The organism is uncultured Roseobacter sp. (assembly GCF_947495275.1).
Classification (GTDB): domain Bacteria; phylum Pseudomonadota; class Alphaproteobacteria; order Rhodobacterales; family Rhodobacteraceae; genus Roseobacter.
Window position 1 is genome coordinate 387,898 of record NZ_CANLYL010000003.1, and the last position, 14,782, is coordinate 402,679.

General features: G+C 56.6%; 16 protein-coding genes. 8 read left to right on the forward strand and 8 right to left on the reverse strand.

Annotation, left to right across the window (positions count from 1 at the left end):
- Nucleotides 1–19: 19 nt before the first annotated feature.
- Together serA and Q0802_RS08415 are read right to left on the reverse strand one after the other, a co-directional pair.
- On the reverse strand, nt 20–1,615 hold the full coding sequence (serA, locus tag Q0802_RS08410) for a phosphoglycerate dehydrogenase (protein ID WP_298916390.1): 1,596 nt from the start codon (nt 1,613–1,615) through the stop codon (nt 20–22).
- Between the two features lie 54 nt (nt 1,616–1,669).
- Entirely contained in the window at nt 1,670–2,824 is a 1,155-nt protein-coding gene (locus Q0802_RS08415; protein WP_298916393.1) for a phosphoserine transaminase, read from the reverse strand.
- A 158-nt stretch (nt 2,825–2,982) separates the two neighbouring features.
- Here Q0802_RS08415 and serB point away from each other — a divergent pair, with 158 nt between their 5' ends.
- Both serB and Q0802_RS08425 read left to right on the forward strand, forming a co-directional pair.
- The gene (gene serB / locus Q0802_RS08420; RefSeq protein WP_298916396.1) at nt 2,983–3,861 is read left to right on the forward strand and encodes a phosphoserine phosphatase SerB; all 879 of its coding nucleotides are present in this window, start codon (nt 2,983–2,985) and stop codon (nt 3,859–3,861) included.
- A 60-nt stretch (nt 3,862–3,921) separates the two neighbouring features.
- Nucleotides 3,922–4,236, forward strand: coding sequence for a YciI family protein (locus Q0802_RS08425; protein WP_298916399.1), 315 nt, complete (start codon nt 3,922–3,924; stop codon nt 4,234–4,236).
- On the opposite strand, the gene Q0802_RS08430 is transcribed toward Q0802_RS08425, so the two are convergent.
- Nucleotides 4,237–5,217 carry an asparaginase gene (locus tag Q0802_RS08430; RefSeq protein WP_298916402.1) on the reverse strand — a complete coding sequence of 327 codons (981 nt, stop codon included), beginning with the start codon at nt 5,215–5,217 and terminating at the stop codon, nt 4,237–4,239. It lies immediately after the preceding gene.
- A gap of 177 nt (nt 5,218–5,394) precedes the next feature.
- Here Q0802_RS08430 and Q0802_RS08435 point away from each other — a divergent pair, with 177 nt between their 5' ends.
- The 3 genes from Q0802_RS08435 to Q0802_RS08445 all read left to right on the forward strand — a co-directional run bounded on the left by Q0802_RS08435 (nt 5,395) and on the right by Q0802_RS08445 (nt 7,939).
- Nucleotides 5,395–5,925, forward strand: coding sequence for an invasion associated locus B family protein (locus Q0802_RS08435; protein WP_298916405.1), 531 nt, complete (start codon nt 5,395–5,397; stop codon nt 5,923–5,925).
- 83 nt (nt 5,926–6,008) lie between these two features.
- Nucleotides 6,009–7,193, forward strand: a complete 1,185-nt coding sequence (gene rlmN / locus Q0802_RS08440) for a 23S rRNA (adenine(2503)-C(2))-methyltransferase RlmN (protein WP_298916408.1) — start codon at nt 6,009–6,011, stop codon at nt 7,191–7,193.
- Nucleotides 7,193–7,939 carry a DsbA family protein gene (locus Q0802_RS08445; protein ID WP_298916411.1) on the forward strand — a complete coding sequence of 249 codons (747 nt, stop codon included), beginning with the start codon at nt 7,193–7,195 and terminating at the stop codon, nt 7,937–7,939. Before rlmN ends, Q0802_RS08445 begins: the two co-directional genes overlap by 1 nt.
- A gap of 5 nt (nt 7,940–7,944) precedes the next feature.
- Here Q0802_RS08445 and Q0802_RS08450 read toward each other — a convergent pair whose 3' ends face one another.
- The 3 genes from Q0802_RS08450 to Q0802_RS08460 form a co-directional block, all read right to left on the reverse strand.
- Entirely contained in the window at nt 7,945–8,274 is a 330-nt protein-coding gene (locus tag Q0802_RS08450; protein WP_298916414.1) for a phage holin family protein, read from the reverse strand.
- A gap of 13 nt (nt 8,275–8,287) precedes the next feature.
- A complete protein-coding gene (locus tag Q0802_RS08455) occupies nt 8,288–8,611 on the reverse strand; it encodes a hypothetical protein (RefSeq protein ID WP_298916417.1) in 324 nt (107 codons plus the stop codon).
- A gap of 90 nt (nt 8,612–8,701) precedes the next feature.
- Nucleotides 8,702–9,544 (reverse strand): TIGR00730 family Rossman fold protein, encoded by an 843-nt coding sequence (locus tag Q0802_RS08460; RefSeq protein WP_298916420.1) that lies wholly within the window; start codon nt 9,542–9,544, stop codon nt 8,702–8,704.
- Nucleotides 9,545–9,714: 170 nt separating this feature from the next.
- On the opposite strand from Q0802_RS08460, the gene dapD reads away from it, so the two are divergent.
- The 3 genes from dapD (at nt 9,715) to Q0802_RS08475 (ending at nt 11,917) form a co-directional block, all read left to right on the forward strand.
- Entirely contained in the window at nt 9,715–10,542 is an 828-nt protein-coding gene (dapD, locus tag Q0802_RS08465) for a 2,3,4,5-tetrahydropyridine-2,6-dicarboxylate N-succinyltransferase (protein WP_298916423.1), read from the forward strand.
- Nucleotides 10,543–10,686: 144 nt separating this feature from the next.
- Nucleotides 10,687–11,553, forward strand: coding sequence for a hypothetical protein (locus tag Q0802_RS08470; RefSeq protein WP_298916425.1), 867 nt, complete (start codon nt 10,687–10,689; stop codon nt 11,551–11,553).
- A 10-nt stretch (nt 11,554–11,563) separates the two neighbouring features.
- Nucleotides 11,564–11,917 carry a hypothetical protein gene (locus tag Q0802_RS08475; RefSeq protein WP_298916428.1) on the forward strand — a complete coding sequence of 118 codons (354 nt, stop codon included), beginning with the start codon at nt 11,564–11,566 and terminating at the stop codon, nt 11,915–11,917.
- On the opposite strand, the gene Q0802_RS08480 is transcribed toward Q0802_RS08475, so the two are convergent.
- Both Q0802_RS08480 and Q0802_RS08485 read right to left on the reverse strand, forming a co-directional pair.
- On the reverse strand, nt 11,914–13,008 hold the full coding sequence (locus Q0802_RS08480; protein WP_298916431.1) for a Hint domain-containing protein: 1,095 nt from the start codon (nt 13,006–13,008) through the stop codon (nt 11,914–11,916). The genes Q0802_RS08475 and Q0802_RS08480 overlap by 4 nt on opposite strands.
- A gap of 1 nt (nt 13,009) precedes the next feature.
- Nucleotides 13,010–14,593: a Hint domain-containing protein gene (locus Q0802_RS08485; RefSeq protein ID WP_298916434.1), complete on the reverse strand. Its 1,584-nt coding sequence runs from the start codon at nt 14,591–14,593 to the stop codon at nt 13,010–13,012.
- Nucleotides 14,594–14,782 lie beyond the last annotated feature (189 nt).

Sequence of the window (14,782 nt, forward strand, 5' to 3'; positions counted from 1 at the left end):
ATTCCTGCGGCACAGTGCTTTAGGCTACATCAAAGGCAAGTGGTTTGATTTGCGTGAAAAGCCCGGTTTCGGCAAGCTTTGCACGCGATTCCGCTGGCACGGCTTCATCCACGTAAAGAAGGGCGATAGCCTCTCCGCCGGCCTCGGCGCGCCCCAATGTAAAATTGGCGATGTTCACGCCACCATCCCCCAGCGTTTGCCCCAGCGTCCCGATGATCCCCGGCATGTCCTTGTTGGTGGTGTAGAGCATATGCGCGCCGACCTCCGCATCAATATTGATGCCCTTGATCTGGATGAAACGCGGTTTGCCATCGGAAAAGACGGTGCCCGCGATCGAGCGTTCCCGTTTCGCCGTCACGACAGTCACCTTCATATAGCCGTCGAATGTGCCCGACTTATCCTGATTGGTTGTTGATATCTGAATGCCGCGTTCCTTGGCGATAAAGGGTGCGGATACCATATTCACATCCGGGTTGGCCTTTTTCATGATCCCCGCAATAACGCCGCAATTGAGTGCATCGAGGTTCATGTCCGCCACAACGCCGTCATAAAGAATATTGATTGCCCTGATGGGTTCGTCGGTCATCTGGCCTGTGAAACTCCCCAGATAGCCTGCCAATTTCACCCAAGGCCCCATCACGCGGGCTTCCTCAGCTGTGACAGACGGCATGTTAAGCGCGTTTTCCACAGCGCCAGTCAAGAGATAGTTAGACATCTGTTCGGCGACCTGAAGGGCGACATTTTCCTGCGCCTCGGTCGTGGCAGCACCCAGATGCGGGGTGCAAACTACATTGGGCAGATGGAACAGCGCGTTTTCATTGGCCGGTTCCTTGGCGAAAACATCGAAGGCTGCGCCCGCGACATGGCCGGATTTCAGCGCCTCGGCCAAAGCCTCTTCGTCAACCAGTCCGCCACGCGCGCAGTTGATGATCCGCACGCCCTTCTTGGTTTTGGCGATTGCCTCAGCGCTGAGGATATTCGCGGTCTGGTCGGTGAAGGGCACGTGTAAGGTGATGAAGTCCGCACGGCCCAAAAGATCGTCCAGATCAACTTTCTCCACGCCCATTTTCTTGGCTTTTTCCTCACCGAGGAAGGGATCGTAGGCCAGCACCTTCATTTTGAGCGCCCGGGCCCGGTCGCAGACAATACCTCCGATATTACCAGCACCGATGACACCCAAAGTCTTGCCGGTCAGTTCAACCCCCATGAATTTGGATTTTTCCCATTTACCATCATGGGTCGAGGCGGAGGCTTCGGGTATCTGACGGGCCACCGCAAACATCATTGCAATCGCGTGTTCAGCGGTGGTGATCATGTTGCCGAAGGGCGTGTTCATGACAATAATGCCCTTTTTAGAGGCTGCTTCTTTGTCGATGTTGTCGGTGCCGATTCCAGCGCGCCCGATGACTTTGAGGTTGCTCGCCGCTGCGATGATCTTCTCCGTCACCTTGGTGGCGGATCGGATCGCGAGACCGTCATAGTCGCCAATGATGGCGGCGAGTTTCTCCTTATCCTTGCCAACATCGGGCTGAAAATCCACGTCGATGCCGCGGTCACGGAAAATCTGCACGGCGGCTTCCGAGAGTTTGTCGGAGATGAGTACTTTGGGGGCCATTTGGGGCTCCATTTCTTGAAACTTTAGTATGTCAGGATGGGGTAGGCCGACAGGTTATGCCGACGCCAATTGTGCTTCGATTTCGGCCTCGAAAGCCCATGCGACCCAGGGCAGCATCGCCTCTATATCCGAGGTCTCCACCGTGCCGCCGCACCAGATGCGCAGGCCTGCGGGGGCATCGCGGTAAGCGCCGATATCGAGTGCAACGCCTTCGTCCGCCAGCCGCTTGGCCACTGCTTTGGCAAAAGCGGCACCATCGGTCACATCGTCACTGGCGAATTTCAAGCAGACCGATGTATTCGACCGTGTCGCCGGATCGGTTGCGAGGAAGTTGATCCAGTTATGTTGCTCTACAAAGGCCGTTATGGCGGCCGTATTGGCATCTGCCCGTGCGATCAAGCCGGGTAAGCCGCCCACGGATTTGGCCCATTCCAGCGATTGCAGGTAGTCCTCGACACAGAGCATCGAGGGCGTGTTGATCGTCTCGCCTTTGAAGATGCCCTCGATCAGCTTGCCGCCTTTTGTCAGGCGAAAAATCTTTGGCATCGGCCAGGGTGGCGTGTAATGTTCCAGCCGCTCGACCGCACGGGGCGACAGGATCAGCATGCCGTGCGCCGCCTCGCCGCCCAGCACCTTCTGCCAGGAGAAGGTCGTGACATCGAGCTTGTCCCAAGGCAAATCGACAGCAAATGCGGCAGACGTCGCATCGCAAAGAGTCAGCCCCTTGCGGTCCGATGGGATGACATCGCCTGATGGGAGGCGCACGCCGGAGGTTGTGCCGTTCCACGTAAAGCACACGTCGTTATCATAGTTCAGCGCGGCCATGTCGACGATCTCGCCGTAGTCGGCTGTGTGCACGGTGTGGTCGATTTTCAGCTGCTTGGCCACGTCCGTGACCCAACCCGCTCCAAAGCTTTCCCAGGCGACCATCTCTGCCGGGCGTTCCCCGAGCAGCGACCACATCGCCATTTCGAATGCGCCGGTGTCGGAGGCCGGTACGATCCCGATGCGGTAATCGTCGGGCACGCCGAGGATGTCGCGCGTCGTCTCGATCGCTTCCAGCAGTTTTGCCTTGCCAGGGGCTGCGCGATGCGAGCGTCCCAGAGGCGCGGAGGCCAGTTTTGCCAGATTATGGGTGGGGGGTTTGGCACAGGGGCCAGAAGAAAAACGCGGATTAGCCGGCCGCGCGGACGGTTTTTGGTTAGCCATTGATGCTATCCTTCCAGATATGCGCCCTTCGTTGGGGAAGGGTGTCCCACGGACGGGTCTATGGCGGTCTGTGGTCTGGTGCAACGGGAAAAACGGCGCTAGAACGCCGCAAATTCGCTTTTTTGCGACACCTGCATCGCCGATCGGAAACACTGCCCATGTACATTGTCACCTTGCTGGTCGCGCCAGCGGTCCGGAATCTTGAGCCCTCATTGGTCGACGCGCTGCGCAATGCCTGGGGCGGTGGGGACGCCATCTGGTTGGCTCCGGACGAGGCAGCGGAATTCGCAATCGTGCAAATTCCGGGAAATCGCTGGGATGTATGGGCTGAGCTTCAGCAACAGGGCATTGATCTTGTGGTGCAGCCTATGGAAGGACGCCGCAAGAAGATGCTTTTGGCCGACATGGACAGCACCATGATCGAGCAGGAGTGCATTGATGAACTGGCCGATGAGGCAGGCGTCGGCGGTAAGGTCAAGGAGATCACGGCGCGTGCCATGAACGGCGAGCTGGACTTTGAAGACGCCTTGCATGCCCGCGTGGGCCTGTTGAAAGGGTTGCCTGTGTCCACAATTACCAAGGTGCTTGAGGAGCGGATCACCTACATGCCCGGTGGGCGGGTGCTCCTGTGCACCATGAAAGCGGATGGCGCTCACGCGGCGCTGGTGTCGGGTGGCTTCACGGATTTTACCAGCGTCGTTGCGCATAAATTGGGTTTTGATGAGAACCGGGCAAATTCACTGATCGCCAGAAATTACATTCTGACCGGAGAAGTCGGGGAACCCATTCTGGGCAAACAGGCAAAGATCGACGCTTTGTCAGAAATCACACAGCGTTTGGAACTATCGGAACGGGATGTGATCGCGGTGGGCGATGGTGCAAATGACCTGGGCATGCTGGGCCGTGCGGGAACCGGCGTCGCGCTCCATGCCAAACCCGCCGTTGCCGCCCAATGCGATGTGCGGATCAACCACGGCGATCTGACAGCGCTGCTTTTTCTTCAGGGGTATACCGCTGCCGAATTCGTGAATGACTGATCAGGCGCGGCCCGGCCAGTATTGTGCTATGGTTACCCTATCTGGATGGGAGGACAGCAGATGCCAAACTTCATTTTTGCCTACCACGGAGGTCATATGCCGGAAGGGGAAGACGAAATCGCCAAGACCATGGCCGCCTGGCAAGCCTGGTTTGAAACCATGGGCGCTGCGGTTGTTGATCCCGGAAATCCTGTCGGCATGTCCAAGACGGTAACCGACGATAGCGTAACGGATGGCGGCGGGGCAAATCCCATCTCCGGTTATACGGTTGTCACGGCGGATGACATTGATGCGGCGGCAGATTTGGCGAAAGGGTGCCCAATGGTCGTGGATGGCACAGGCTCAATAGAGGTCGCGGAAATTCACCAGATGTGATCAGATGAGGCTGGCGGTGGCCTTGATCCAGCCGGTTTGGATATCCCGACGGTTTGTAATCGGCGCGTCCAAGCGCTTGAGCGTGGCTGGATGATCAGGCTCTAACACGCCTAATTTCACCAGTATGGCAGCGATTGCACATTCAGAGGCGCGCGTGGCACCGTCAACGATCTTGAGGGCGACGCCGAGTTTCTGTTCAGGCAAAATGGCGGTAAAAAATGCCTCCGCCCCTGTTTTTATAGCGACCTGACCGTTCATGGCCCGCATCAATTCAGTGCAAGCGCGTCCTTCGCCAGCCACAAGATCAGGATGCAGCCGCATGGCTTCGTGCAATCGGGCAGCAGCACTTCCGGCGGGCGCCGCAGCGAAATGCGCCATGGCACGGGCAATACCACGCAAAGTTGCAGCGTGATTTGGCGCAGAACATCCGTCAATACCAAAACCCGGCGAGGTTTCCCCGGTGGTTTCCTCAAATGCTTCCAGACAGGCTTTTTGCACCGCATGATCGGGGTCATTGTAATCCCCGGTTGCGCCAATGTGCTTGGCAAGGGTCAGGAATCCTGTGTGTTTGCCGGAGCAGTTGTTGTGAATCTGGCAGGGGGTCTGATACGCGCGGATGAGCTGGTTGCGCGCATCGGAATCATCGGGAAGCTGGGGGCCGCAACGCAATGCATCATCGTCCAGTCCAAGCGTGTCCAGCCAGGTGCCGACCCGATCCGTGTGGATTGCAGCACCATTATGCGACGCACATGCAAGCGCCAGATGTTCGGTTGTCAGCCCGGCTTGATCTGCGGCCCCTGAAGTGATGAGCGGCAACGCCTGGATCATCTTGGACGAGCTGCGCGGGAAGACAATTGCCTCCGGATCGCCCCAGGAATGCACGATCTCTCCTGCCGCATTGCAGACCACAGCATGGCCGGAATGGGCGCTTTCGAGGAAGTCCCCACGCCAGATTTCGACCATTGGGGCGGCTTGTGTCATTTTTAACCTCAAGAATTTGGCAAAAACCTGCTAATCGCCCTTTCGGGGCTCGCGGGTTTTGCGTTACTGTGCCACTTGTCGAGAAGAATGACCGGTCATGCAAGAGAGCGCGTCGAAAAAGGCGTGCCGGGCAGATCACAGGGACATTGAGGTTAAGGACGGCTGGAGGCTGTAAACATGCGAATTAATAAGGGTTTTGTTGGTTTTGTCTCAGCATTGGCGCTGATCGGCATGGCAGCACAGGCGCAGGATCAGAGTACCAATCTGGTGGCTGAAAAGACCGATTGGAGTGTCTACGAGGACACAAATCCCAAAGAATGTTGGAGTGTTTCGGTCCCGACAAAGACCGTCAACACCCGCGATGGGCGGGTGGTTGCGGCGACCCGTGGTCAAATATTGCTGATGGTGTTTTACCGTCCGGGCTCTGGTGCGAACGCGCAGGTGACATTCACGGGGGGCTACCCGTTTGCCAGCGGATCGAAGGTGAATCTGGACATCAGTGGAAGCAACTATGCATTGTTCACCGATGGAGAATGGGCCTGGCCAGAGAATACCGCAGAGGACAGCAAGATTGTTGATGCGATGAAACGAGGTGCCGACGCCACTGTAACGGGTCTGTCCAGCCGGGGTACGACCACGAAAGATACATTTTCTCTGCGCGGATTTACGGCTGCATTGGAAGAGGCCCAGAAACGCTGCGCCGGATAGTCACAGGTCGAGGTAGGCTTTTCCTTTTGATCCTGGCGCAAAGCTCTGTATAGAGGCACCTCTTCGCCACGATAGGATCAGCCATGTCTGCCTCTGCGCCGATTACGCAAGACGTTCACACCATCCCGCGCAAACTGCCGGAGGGGCCGCTCAACCTTGTTGGGCTGACGCGTGATGCCATGCGTGCGGCGCTGATTGACGCGGGCGTTCCTGAAAAGCAGGCAAAGATGCGTGTCGGCCAGATCTGGCAATGGATTTACCAATGGGGCGTGCGTGATTTTGATGTCATGACCAATCTGGCCAAAGGCCTTCGCACAGAACTCAGCGAACGCTTCGTGATTGAAGTGCCGGAGGTCGTTTCGAAACAGGTGAGCGACGACGGTACTCGCAAGTACCTTGTGCGCATCGCCGGCGGGCATGAGGTAGAGGTTGTCTACATTCCCGAAGAAGGCCGCGGCACACTTTGTGTGTCCAGTCAGGTGGGATGTACGTTGACCTGTTCATTCTGCCACACCGGCACGCAGAAACTGGTGCGCAATCTCACGGCTGCTGAGATCATCGGTCAGGTCATGATGGCGCGGGACGACCTGGACGAATGGCCGGAAATCGGCGCGCCAAAAGACGAAACGCGATTGCTGAGCAATATCGTCCTGATGGGAATGGGTGAGCCGCTTTACAATTTTGAAAACGTGCGCGACGCGATGAAGATCGCCATGGATCCAGAAGGCATTCAACTCAGCCGCCGCCGGATCACGCTCAGCACCTCAGGTGTTGTGCCCGAAATTGCCCGGACCGCCGAAGAGATCGGATGCCAGTTGGCCATCAGTTTTCATGCCACCACCGATGAGGTGCGCGACAGGCTGGTTCCGATCAACAAACGCTGGAACATTGATGTTCTGCTGGAGGCATTGCGCAGCTATCCCAAAGTGTCCAATTCCGAGCGCATTACTTTTGAATATGTGATGCTGCACGGCGTGAATGACAGTGACGAAGACGCGCGCCGCCTGATTAAGTTGATCGATGGTATCCCTGCCAAGATCAATCTTATTCCTTTCAATGAATGGCCGGGTGCGCCTTACAAAAGGTCGTCGAATAATCGCATTCGGGCCTTCGCCGATATCATCTACAAGGCGGGCTATGCATCTCCGATCCGAACGCCGCGGGGCGAAGATATCATGGCGGCTTGCGGGCAACTTAAATCTGCAACTGAGCGCGCGCGCAAATCACGCCGTCAGATTGAGGCCGAGGCAGGTCTGGCCGGTCGGTAATGCGTCGCCGCGATCTGTTGGTGGTGGGCGGTTTCATGGCCGTCGCGATTGCCATCCCACCCATCTTGCGCAGACAGAAGCCGGATTTTGAGTTTGTGGAGCTTGCGGGCATGCCCGGGTTCCGGCGCTTGGAAAGAGGGTCGATCTCCGCGGCCCCTGATCTTTTTGCAGGTTTGCGAACGCCTGAAGAAGTCGCCGCGGACGGGCGATTAACCGACAACTTATGCGGATCAGTGTTCCCAGACGCCCCACCAGCGGGCAAACTGCCCGTCGCTGTGTTTAGTGATTACTATTGCCCCTATTGCGCGGTACTCGACAAACGCCTTGCGGATTTGGAGGAAGAGGGCGCGCCAATTGCCGTGAGATTTCATGAATTGCCCTTGCTGGGCGATCGTTCACGATGGGCAGCGCAGGTCGCCTTGGCAGCAGGGTTGCAGGGCGATCACCCGACGATCCATCTGGACATGATGCAGCGCGTCCTCAAGCCCGGCGTCGCAGGAATACGCGATGTTGCGACCCGTCATGGTCTGGACGTTGAAATACTAACGTCGGATGCCTCAAGCGAGCGGATGCTGCAACAGATCGAGGATGCCTTGGCTTTGGGGCGCGCACTCGGTATCCCCGGAACGCCCGGCACCTTCGTGGGCCGGACGCTGATGATTGGAGCTTTACCTGAGGATGACCTAAGGCGGCTCATCGATCTTGAGATGGAGACGCCTCTACCGGAATGCCTTCGCGGCAGGTGAGCGGGTCAGGCTGACCTTTGACGAACGGCCATACCTTGCGCCAAGCCCTGCATGAAGGCAGCGGCGAGAGGTGGCATATCATCCTTCTGAGCAGATGATGTGTCCGCGGTCGAATGAAGCCTGTCGTCGTCGGAGCTCTGCGTGACAGCGATCATCAGCAAACCAATCCCCGCAAGAGCGCCGCCCAGGATCGCGCACGCGGTTATCGGATCGGTCATTGTCAGCAGGAGCATCAGAGCTGATGCGCTGAAAAAGCCCAGCCCTGCCAACAACATGATTCCGCCAAGGGTGCCAAGCGCCAGACGCTGAGCGCTCCGGCGCAGTTTCTTTTTCAAGTGATTGATCATGTCAGGCGCGGCGGGATATCATCATGCCGACGAGAAAACCCAATCCGGCGGCAATTCCGACCGCCATCGCGGGTTGCTGGCGCACAGTTTCCTCGGCCTTGTGAAATGCGATTTCCGCTTCGCCGCGTAGGTGCTCGCCAGTTTGGACCGCTTTTTCCTGAGCAGCGTCCAGTTTGTTCAGCGTGCCCGCCTTGAGGTTTTCTTTCTTGTCCTGTGCCAGATCGGTCATCATCGACGTCAACACCGCAATGTCTTGTTTAATCGTATCAATCTGTGCCGTTACGTCTGATGTCTCCGCCTTACCATTTGTGCGTGCTTGTGCCATTTGGCCCTCCTAAAAAGTTCTGCCGGTCCGCCACGCGGCCCGTAATTTGCTGTTCGGGAGGTCAACGGTCTGAGGGCTGAAATGGTTCCGCTATTCGCGTCCGGGCAATTTGTCGCGGGCGGGCAAATCCGTCCAATTCTCGATCACATGCACGGCTTCATTCGCGTTGTCGACGAAACGGAATAGCGACAGATCCTCGTCAGATATCGTGCCCGCATCGGCAAGCGCTTCCCAGTTCAGAATACGCTCCCAGAAATCACGACCAAACAGCAGAACAGGCACCGGTTGCATGCGCCCGGTCTGGATCAGCGTCAGAGTTTCAAAGAGCTCGTCCATCGTCCCAAATCCACCCGGAAAGACACAGATGGCTTTGGCGCGCATCAGGAAGTGCATCTTGCGGATTGCGAAATAGTGGAAGTTGAAACAAAGCTCAGGCGTGACGAATTCATTGGGGGCCTGTTCGTGGGGCAGCACGATATTCAACCCGATCGAATGACCGCCCGCGTCAATTGCGCCGCGATTACCTGCCTCCATCACACCCGGGCCACCGCCCGTGACCACAACGTTTTCCCGCCCGCTGGTCTCCAGACTTTTCAATGTCATCAAACGCGCGAATTCACGGGCCTCGTCGTAAAAATAGGACAAATCCGCAAGGGTCTTGGTACGTGCTTTTTCCTTTTCGGCAGGGCTGGGAATACGGGCACCCCCAAAAAGAACGATGGTGCTGGTGATGTTATGAGCATCCAGCATCATTTCGGGTTTCAGCAACTCCAGTTGCAGGCGAACGGGCCGCAATTCCTCGCGGCACATGAAATCCTCGTCAGCAAAGGCGAGCCGATACGCTGGCGCGCGCGTTTGCGGCGTATCAGGCACCTCCTTGGTTGCGTCGCGATCTGTATGGGCGTCACGTAGGGGGTGGCGAGGCTTGTTCATATTCGGTAACTCCGGGAACTCATTTGAGAGCAGGGGGCCACGTCACGCCGCAAGATGCAATGGCTTTGACGTATTGAGGTGGCGCCCTGTCGTATTCTTGAATGATTGCACGCCTGCCATGGGGCTTGTATAGGCGCTGCAATGTAAAATTTTTCCTTGGGGGAAGTCCGATGTCCAACGCTCAGCTTGAAACTGCCATCGAAACCGCTTGGGAGGCCAGAGACAGCATAACCCCCGCGACAACAGGGGAAACCCGCGAAGCGATCGAAGACACGCTTGCGGCTCTCGATAGTGGCACGCTGCGTGTGGCAGAAAAGCAGGAAAGCGGCGATTGGCATGTCAATCAATGGGCCAAAAAGGCGGTTCTGCTGGGGTTCCGCATCAAGGATATGGAAATTCAGGCTGGTGGCCCACAGGCTGGCGGCTGGTGGGACAAGGTTGACAGCAAGTTCGCTGGTTGGGGTGAAAACCAATGGCAGGCGGCAGGGTTTCGGGCGGTGCCAAGCTGTGTGGTCCGGAAATCCGCGTATATTGCCCCCGGCGTTGTTTTGATGCCCTCGTTTGTAAACCTCGGCGCTTATGTCGATGAAGGCACGATGGTCGATACCTGGGCCACCGTCGGGTCTTGCGCGCAAATTGGCAAGAACGTGCATCTGTCGGGTGGTGTTGGTATTGGCGGTGTACTGGAGCCCATGCAGGCAGGGCCCACGATCATCGAAGACAATTGTTTCATCGGCGCGCGGTCCGAAGTTGTCGAGGGGTGCATTGTGCGCGAAGGATCGGTGCTGGGCATGGGTGTCTTCATTGGCAAGTCCACCAAAATTGTTGACCGCGAAACCGGTGAATTCACCTACGGAGAAGTGCCCGCGGGTTCAGTCGTGGTTGCCGGTTCGATGCCGTCGAAGAATGGTGTGAACCTCTATTGCGCGGTGATCGTCAAGAAAGTCGATGCCCAGACGCGCTCAAAGACGTCGATCAACGAGTTGCTGCGGGATTAAAGACATTTTTAATATCTGGGGCACCATTGCCCCAGTATTTCCCGCGAAAGGTCCGTAGCGCGATGTAATCCGGCCCGTTTGTCTCTTTAGGCAGGCTGCATGCGCCTTGCCTCTGTCCCGATATCCTTTCAAACGATACAAGTGGTGTCTGATCTGCGATCGGTCGCGGCCACTGGTTTCGGGGGATTGGCAGATCGGCTGGGCGCGTCCCACAAACCGACATTGCGGCGCATCATTTTTGAACAGAATTGCGAATTATCATCGCGTGATGCCAAGGATATTCACGCTGACCTGCTCCTGATTGCAGCGCTCCCGGACAAAGGTTTTGATGCATTCCTGACGGCCACGGCGTTGCTGCTGGCGGATCGGTTGCAAAACGGTGCGGGCGAGGATGATCTGTTTTGGAACTGGGATGCGTTTCAGGAACACTATCGCAAGGCGCCTTCACCGATCCGAGCCGCCCTGATGAATGGTTTTCGGTGGGCGCATTCGACGCGCAGGGTCAATCTCGATCAAATTCCCGAAGGGCGCGATCTGCTGACTTATGACGGTGATGATCTGATCCGCATCATGAAGGTCATCGCGCGAGCGATGTCACCAGAGATACGGGATCTGGTTTGCCTGGCAGGTCCAAAAGAAACCCGTGACGTGCACCGCACGGCACTCGAAAACTGTCTGAAAGGCAGCTGTATCCTCTCGGAATACGGCGGCTGGTTTCCGGGAGAGGTGGTCGAACTTGTTTCCCTTGATCCGGATCACGCCGGGCACGCAGGCTGTACCGCCCTGATATTGCTGGATTCGATCATCACGCGCGACGCAAAAGGCCGCATGGCCTTTCGTTGGGAAGAACAGGCCGAACGTTACGTGCGGATGAAGTCGGATGTGCGCACCGCAATTCTCGCGGGCGTTCGTCATCTTTATGAGATGACAGTCGAGTGGAAGCCCTATTCGGGGTGGGCGCCTGATCAGTTGTCACAAAAAGCCGTTGTGGTGCCCTTCGCCAAGCCCTAACAAGCTGGCCATGGCCAAAGAAAAGAAACCTTCCCGTCAGCAGGTATTCACGCTTGTCGTTCAGATTGGGCGCAAGGAAGGCGACGGTCTGCCGAAAAAGGCGACCGGCGCCGGATTGGTTGTTTTTGCCAGCGGTATTGATGAGGCCGAGGCGGTTCGCGAAACGGTTGCCGTGTTAAAACAGGCGGATACTGCGCCGCTGGATGTCACCGGCTACGGCACCTTGGACGAACGCCTTGCCGAAGGACATGAAATCGGTGAAGACGAACGCGATTTGATGCAGCGCGCGTTGGATGAGAATGCCGTCATCATCGCGCAGATGGAGCCATTTTATGGGACCCATCCCGAAGCAGACGCGGACTAAGCCGCGCGTTGCCGCGCGAGATGAATGGCTTCAAACCATTTCAGAACTTTGAAGGCTGTGCGGCCATGCTCCGGCAGAGTGCTCCGGTCAAAGGGACTCAAAAGCGTCGCCGGTAAAAGATCGGATTTTCTGCGCAAACGGCCAATGTAGAGACTTTCAAGCGCAGTTCCTGCTAAAATCATCGCCTCATGTCCTGGCAAGATGAGCTGGGAGTACCTCTGAGTGGGGCCGGGCAGTTCTGGCAGTGCCGCGAAGCCATTAACGAGATGTCGAGCCGGTGTGAGCACCGCCTCCTGAGCGAACAGGTATTCCACTTCTGAGCCGTCAATCACCAGCCGTTGTTCGGGCGTCACAACCAGGTCCTGCATCAGGCCAAAGTAAGGAGCACGCAGACGCAATGGTGCAAAGCTGCCACGTGCGGGAACGGTCCGATCAATTCGGTGAAGCACAGGTACGATGTCACCACTGCGGGTGTAAACTGTGTCACCGCGTTTCAAATCTCCCAGGGCGCGATAACCCTGGGGCGTGGCAACTGGCGCGTTTGGTGACAGCGACGGCATAGGCCCGACCGGTTCGATTTGGTCGGATAGCGCCGCGAAAATAATTTCTTTTGCTAACATGCCTCTTTCATGACCCATTAACATCGCACGCAAGTCCTGCAATGCCATGGGCCTGACATTTGCAATCGAAACCGAAGTAATCTGGTGTTCTTCTGGTCGTTCAATTGTCAGTCGCGCCCAATCATTCTGTGCGTCCCAGGAGAAAGTGACCCGAAGAATATCGGTGCGGGCGGGCAGGCTGTGTTGCAAGGCGGCATGCGCGATGTTCTCGCCCTGAACCTGAACCAATGATATCCCGCCGCCCGGAATCGCCTGGAACATTAGTGTTCGCTGGTCTGGCCAACCATAGTCGTATCCCAGCAGTTTTTGCGGCCGTTCGTCTGCGGTCGTTCGCGTTTCGAACGTCAGGCTGCCGCGGGTCAGAAGATAGGCATTCTCTTCAGGGTGACGCCGCCGATCCTGACGGTCATGGCCAACCCCTCGCAGGGAGAACCGGCGCTCCTTGTGGTCGGCAATTGCGAGCCAGCCCATCTTAAGCTGCCAACCCGGTTGCACATAGTAATTCTGCTTCGAATTTCTTGAGTGTCCGGCGTGCGGCCGTGCTGTATCCTTGGCCAGTGTCAGGGTCTATTTCAGGAAAAATAGCGCAGATTTCGTCAACGATTTCGCTTTCAAAGACATCGGTCGTTTGGGGTCCGGGCAAGAAACTCTCCGTAGCCAGCCCCTCGGAGAAGATCACCTGATGACGATCGAACATCAAATGCACGTAGGTGACCGTTCCGCCTTCGCGCCTGCAAACTGAACGACCGTTTGCCAGATCCCGCGCGCAGACAAGGACTTCAACCTCCCCGAAAAGCAGCTCGGCGGCGGTATCACGGATCAAAATGCGATGAAGCGGTGACACAAGTACATGGCCGTGCTCACCGAACGTGCTCGGTTGGATGTGTATGGGAGCAAACTTGCCCATTGCCGCCACGGTGCGTGTCCCGATCCAGCGCAACGGCTGCGGGCCATCATCTTTGGTAATCACCATGTCGCCGGGCTTCAAACGCTCAACCATAGTGTTGCCGCGTGTCGTTTTGATCATGGTTCCGGCCACGAAACACGGCACAGACGTGGCGTTAACGAAACCGACGTCCGTTCCGTCATCATTGGCGATGGAATAGGTGAAGTTGAAGTCTTCTTCGTCCCCGTCGCCTGCAACGCTGAAAGTCCCGTCAGCATTCAGCGTCACCTGCTGGCCTGTGGGTAGCGTAATCGTATCGCCGGCCGTTACTTCCTGACCGTTGATGTGCGTGATCGTCAACGTGCCGGGGCCTTCGTTGATGTCGTTGTCCAAAACGTTGATGGTTTTGGTGCCGTCGGCAAAAACCCGAACGTTGTCCGAGATTGCGATCAGCTCGGTTTGCACTGTGTCTGCCGCGATCAACAAATTGGAATCGTAGCGGTTGTCAGAGACGTCGGCGATACCGATGCGGATGGAATTTACCTCATCCGGCACAACGTTCATGGTCAACGTCAAAGTGATCGTGAAACCGTCCATCTCGGTATTGTAGTCATCGTTCTGATTGTCGATGAACATATTGATATTATTAGATGTATTTACGTTTCCGGGATCGACATCGCCATTGCCGACGTCCATGTCGACCTGGCTTCCGTTCACCCAGACACCAACGAAGTCCTGATAAATCGAATTCTGGAATTCGGGGTATTCTTCCGATGAAAAGACGAACTGGATGGTCATTTTGTCGTGATCAGGCACGAAATCGACATCCAGGTAAGCTGCGTCGAACGTGTTGGTACCGGCAGCCGCATTGAATTGCGAATTGTTGTTCTGTCCCGTTGTATTGTTGGACGTGCTGTTGCTTTGATTTGATGATCCGCTGGAGTTTGTGAAACGTTCCACGTTCCCGGTGGACAAGATCACGCCGCTATCTCCGGGCGTTGCCGTTGGGGATATGGTGTCGCCATCGGAATAGATTCCGGCGCTGTCTATATCCCCATTGTAAGAGGCGCTTTCGACCCGTACGCCATTGCCAAAAATGGCTTCAGCCATATCCGTCGCATCAACGCCTTCACGCACTGTTTGGACTGGCAGCTTGGATGCTGCGACCATATTATTTGCCCCGTACCCTCGTCCGAAGCAAAGCAGCAACCGAACGCTCCGAATTGCCGGAAAAACGTTCAAGTATCATTTGGTGCGCGTGGTCCCATTTTTATGGTGACCAGACTGCGGATGCCCTGCCTCGGGTTATTGTTAACCTTCGTTAACACGCTCATCGTGCGTTTGTTAAGTTTTTCTTGG

Bases quoted from the DNA above. Each gene is read 5' to 3' on its own strand.
- serA (WP_298916390.1), bottom strand. From the start codon at position 1,615: ATGGCCCCCAAAGTACTCATCTCCGACAAACTCTCGGAAGCCGCCGTG.
- Q0802_RS08415 (WP_298916393.1), bottom strand. From the start codon at position 2,824: ATGGCTAACCAAAAACCGTCCGCGCGGCCGGCTAATCCGCGTTTTTCT.
- serB (WP_298916396.1), top strand. From the start codon at position 2,983: ATGTACATTGTCACCTTGCTGGTCGCGCCAGCGGTCCGGAATCTTGAG.
- Q0802_RS08425 (WP_298916399.1), top strand. From the start codon at position 3,922: ATGCCAAACTTCATTTTTGCCTACCACGGAGGTCATATGCCGGAAGGG.
- Q0802_RS08430 (WP_298916402.1), bottom strand. From the start codon at position 5,217: ATGACACAAGCCGCCCCAATGGTCGAAATCTGGCGTGGGGACTTCCTC.
- Q0802_RS08435 (WP_298916405.1), top strand. From the start codon at position 5,395: ATGCGAATTAATAAGGGTTTTGTTGGTTTTGTCTCAGCATTGGCGCTG.
- rlmN (WP_298916408.1), top strand. From the start codon at position 6,009: ATGTCTGCCTCTGCGCCGATTACGCAAGACGTTCACACCATCCCGCGC.
- Q0802_RS08445 (WP_298916411.1), top strand. From the start codon at position 7,193: ATGCGTCGCCGCGATCTGTTGGTGGTGGGCGGTTTCATGGCCGTCGCG.
- Q0802_RS08455 (WP_298916417.1), bottom strand. From the start codon at position 8,611: ATGGCACAAGCACGCACAAATGGTAAGGCGGAGACATCAGACGTAACG.
- Q0802_RS08460 (WP_298916420.1), bottom strand. From the start codon at position 9,544: ATGAACAAGCCTCGCCACCCCCTACGTGACGCCCATACAGATCGCGAC.
- dapD (WP_298916423.1), top strand. From the start codon at position 9,715: ATGTCCAACGCTCAGCTTGAAACTGCCATCGAAACCGCTTGGGAGGCC.
- Q0802_RS08475 (WP_298916428.1), top strand. From the start codon at position 11,564: ATGGCCAAAGAAAAGAAACCTTCCCGTCAGCAGGTATTCACGCTTGTC.
- Q0802_RS08480 (WP_298916431.1), bottom strand. From the start codon at position 13,008: ATGGGCTGGCTCGCAATTGCCGACCACAAGGAGCGCCGGTTCTCCCTG.
- Q0802_RS08485 (WP_298916434.1), bottom strand. From the start codon at position 14,593: ATGGTCGCAGCATCCAAGCTGCCAGTCCAAACAGTGCGTGAAGGCGTT.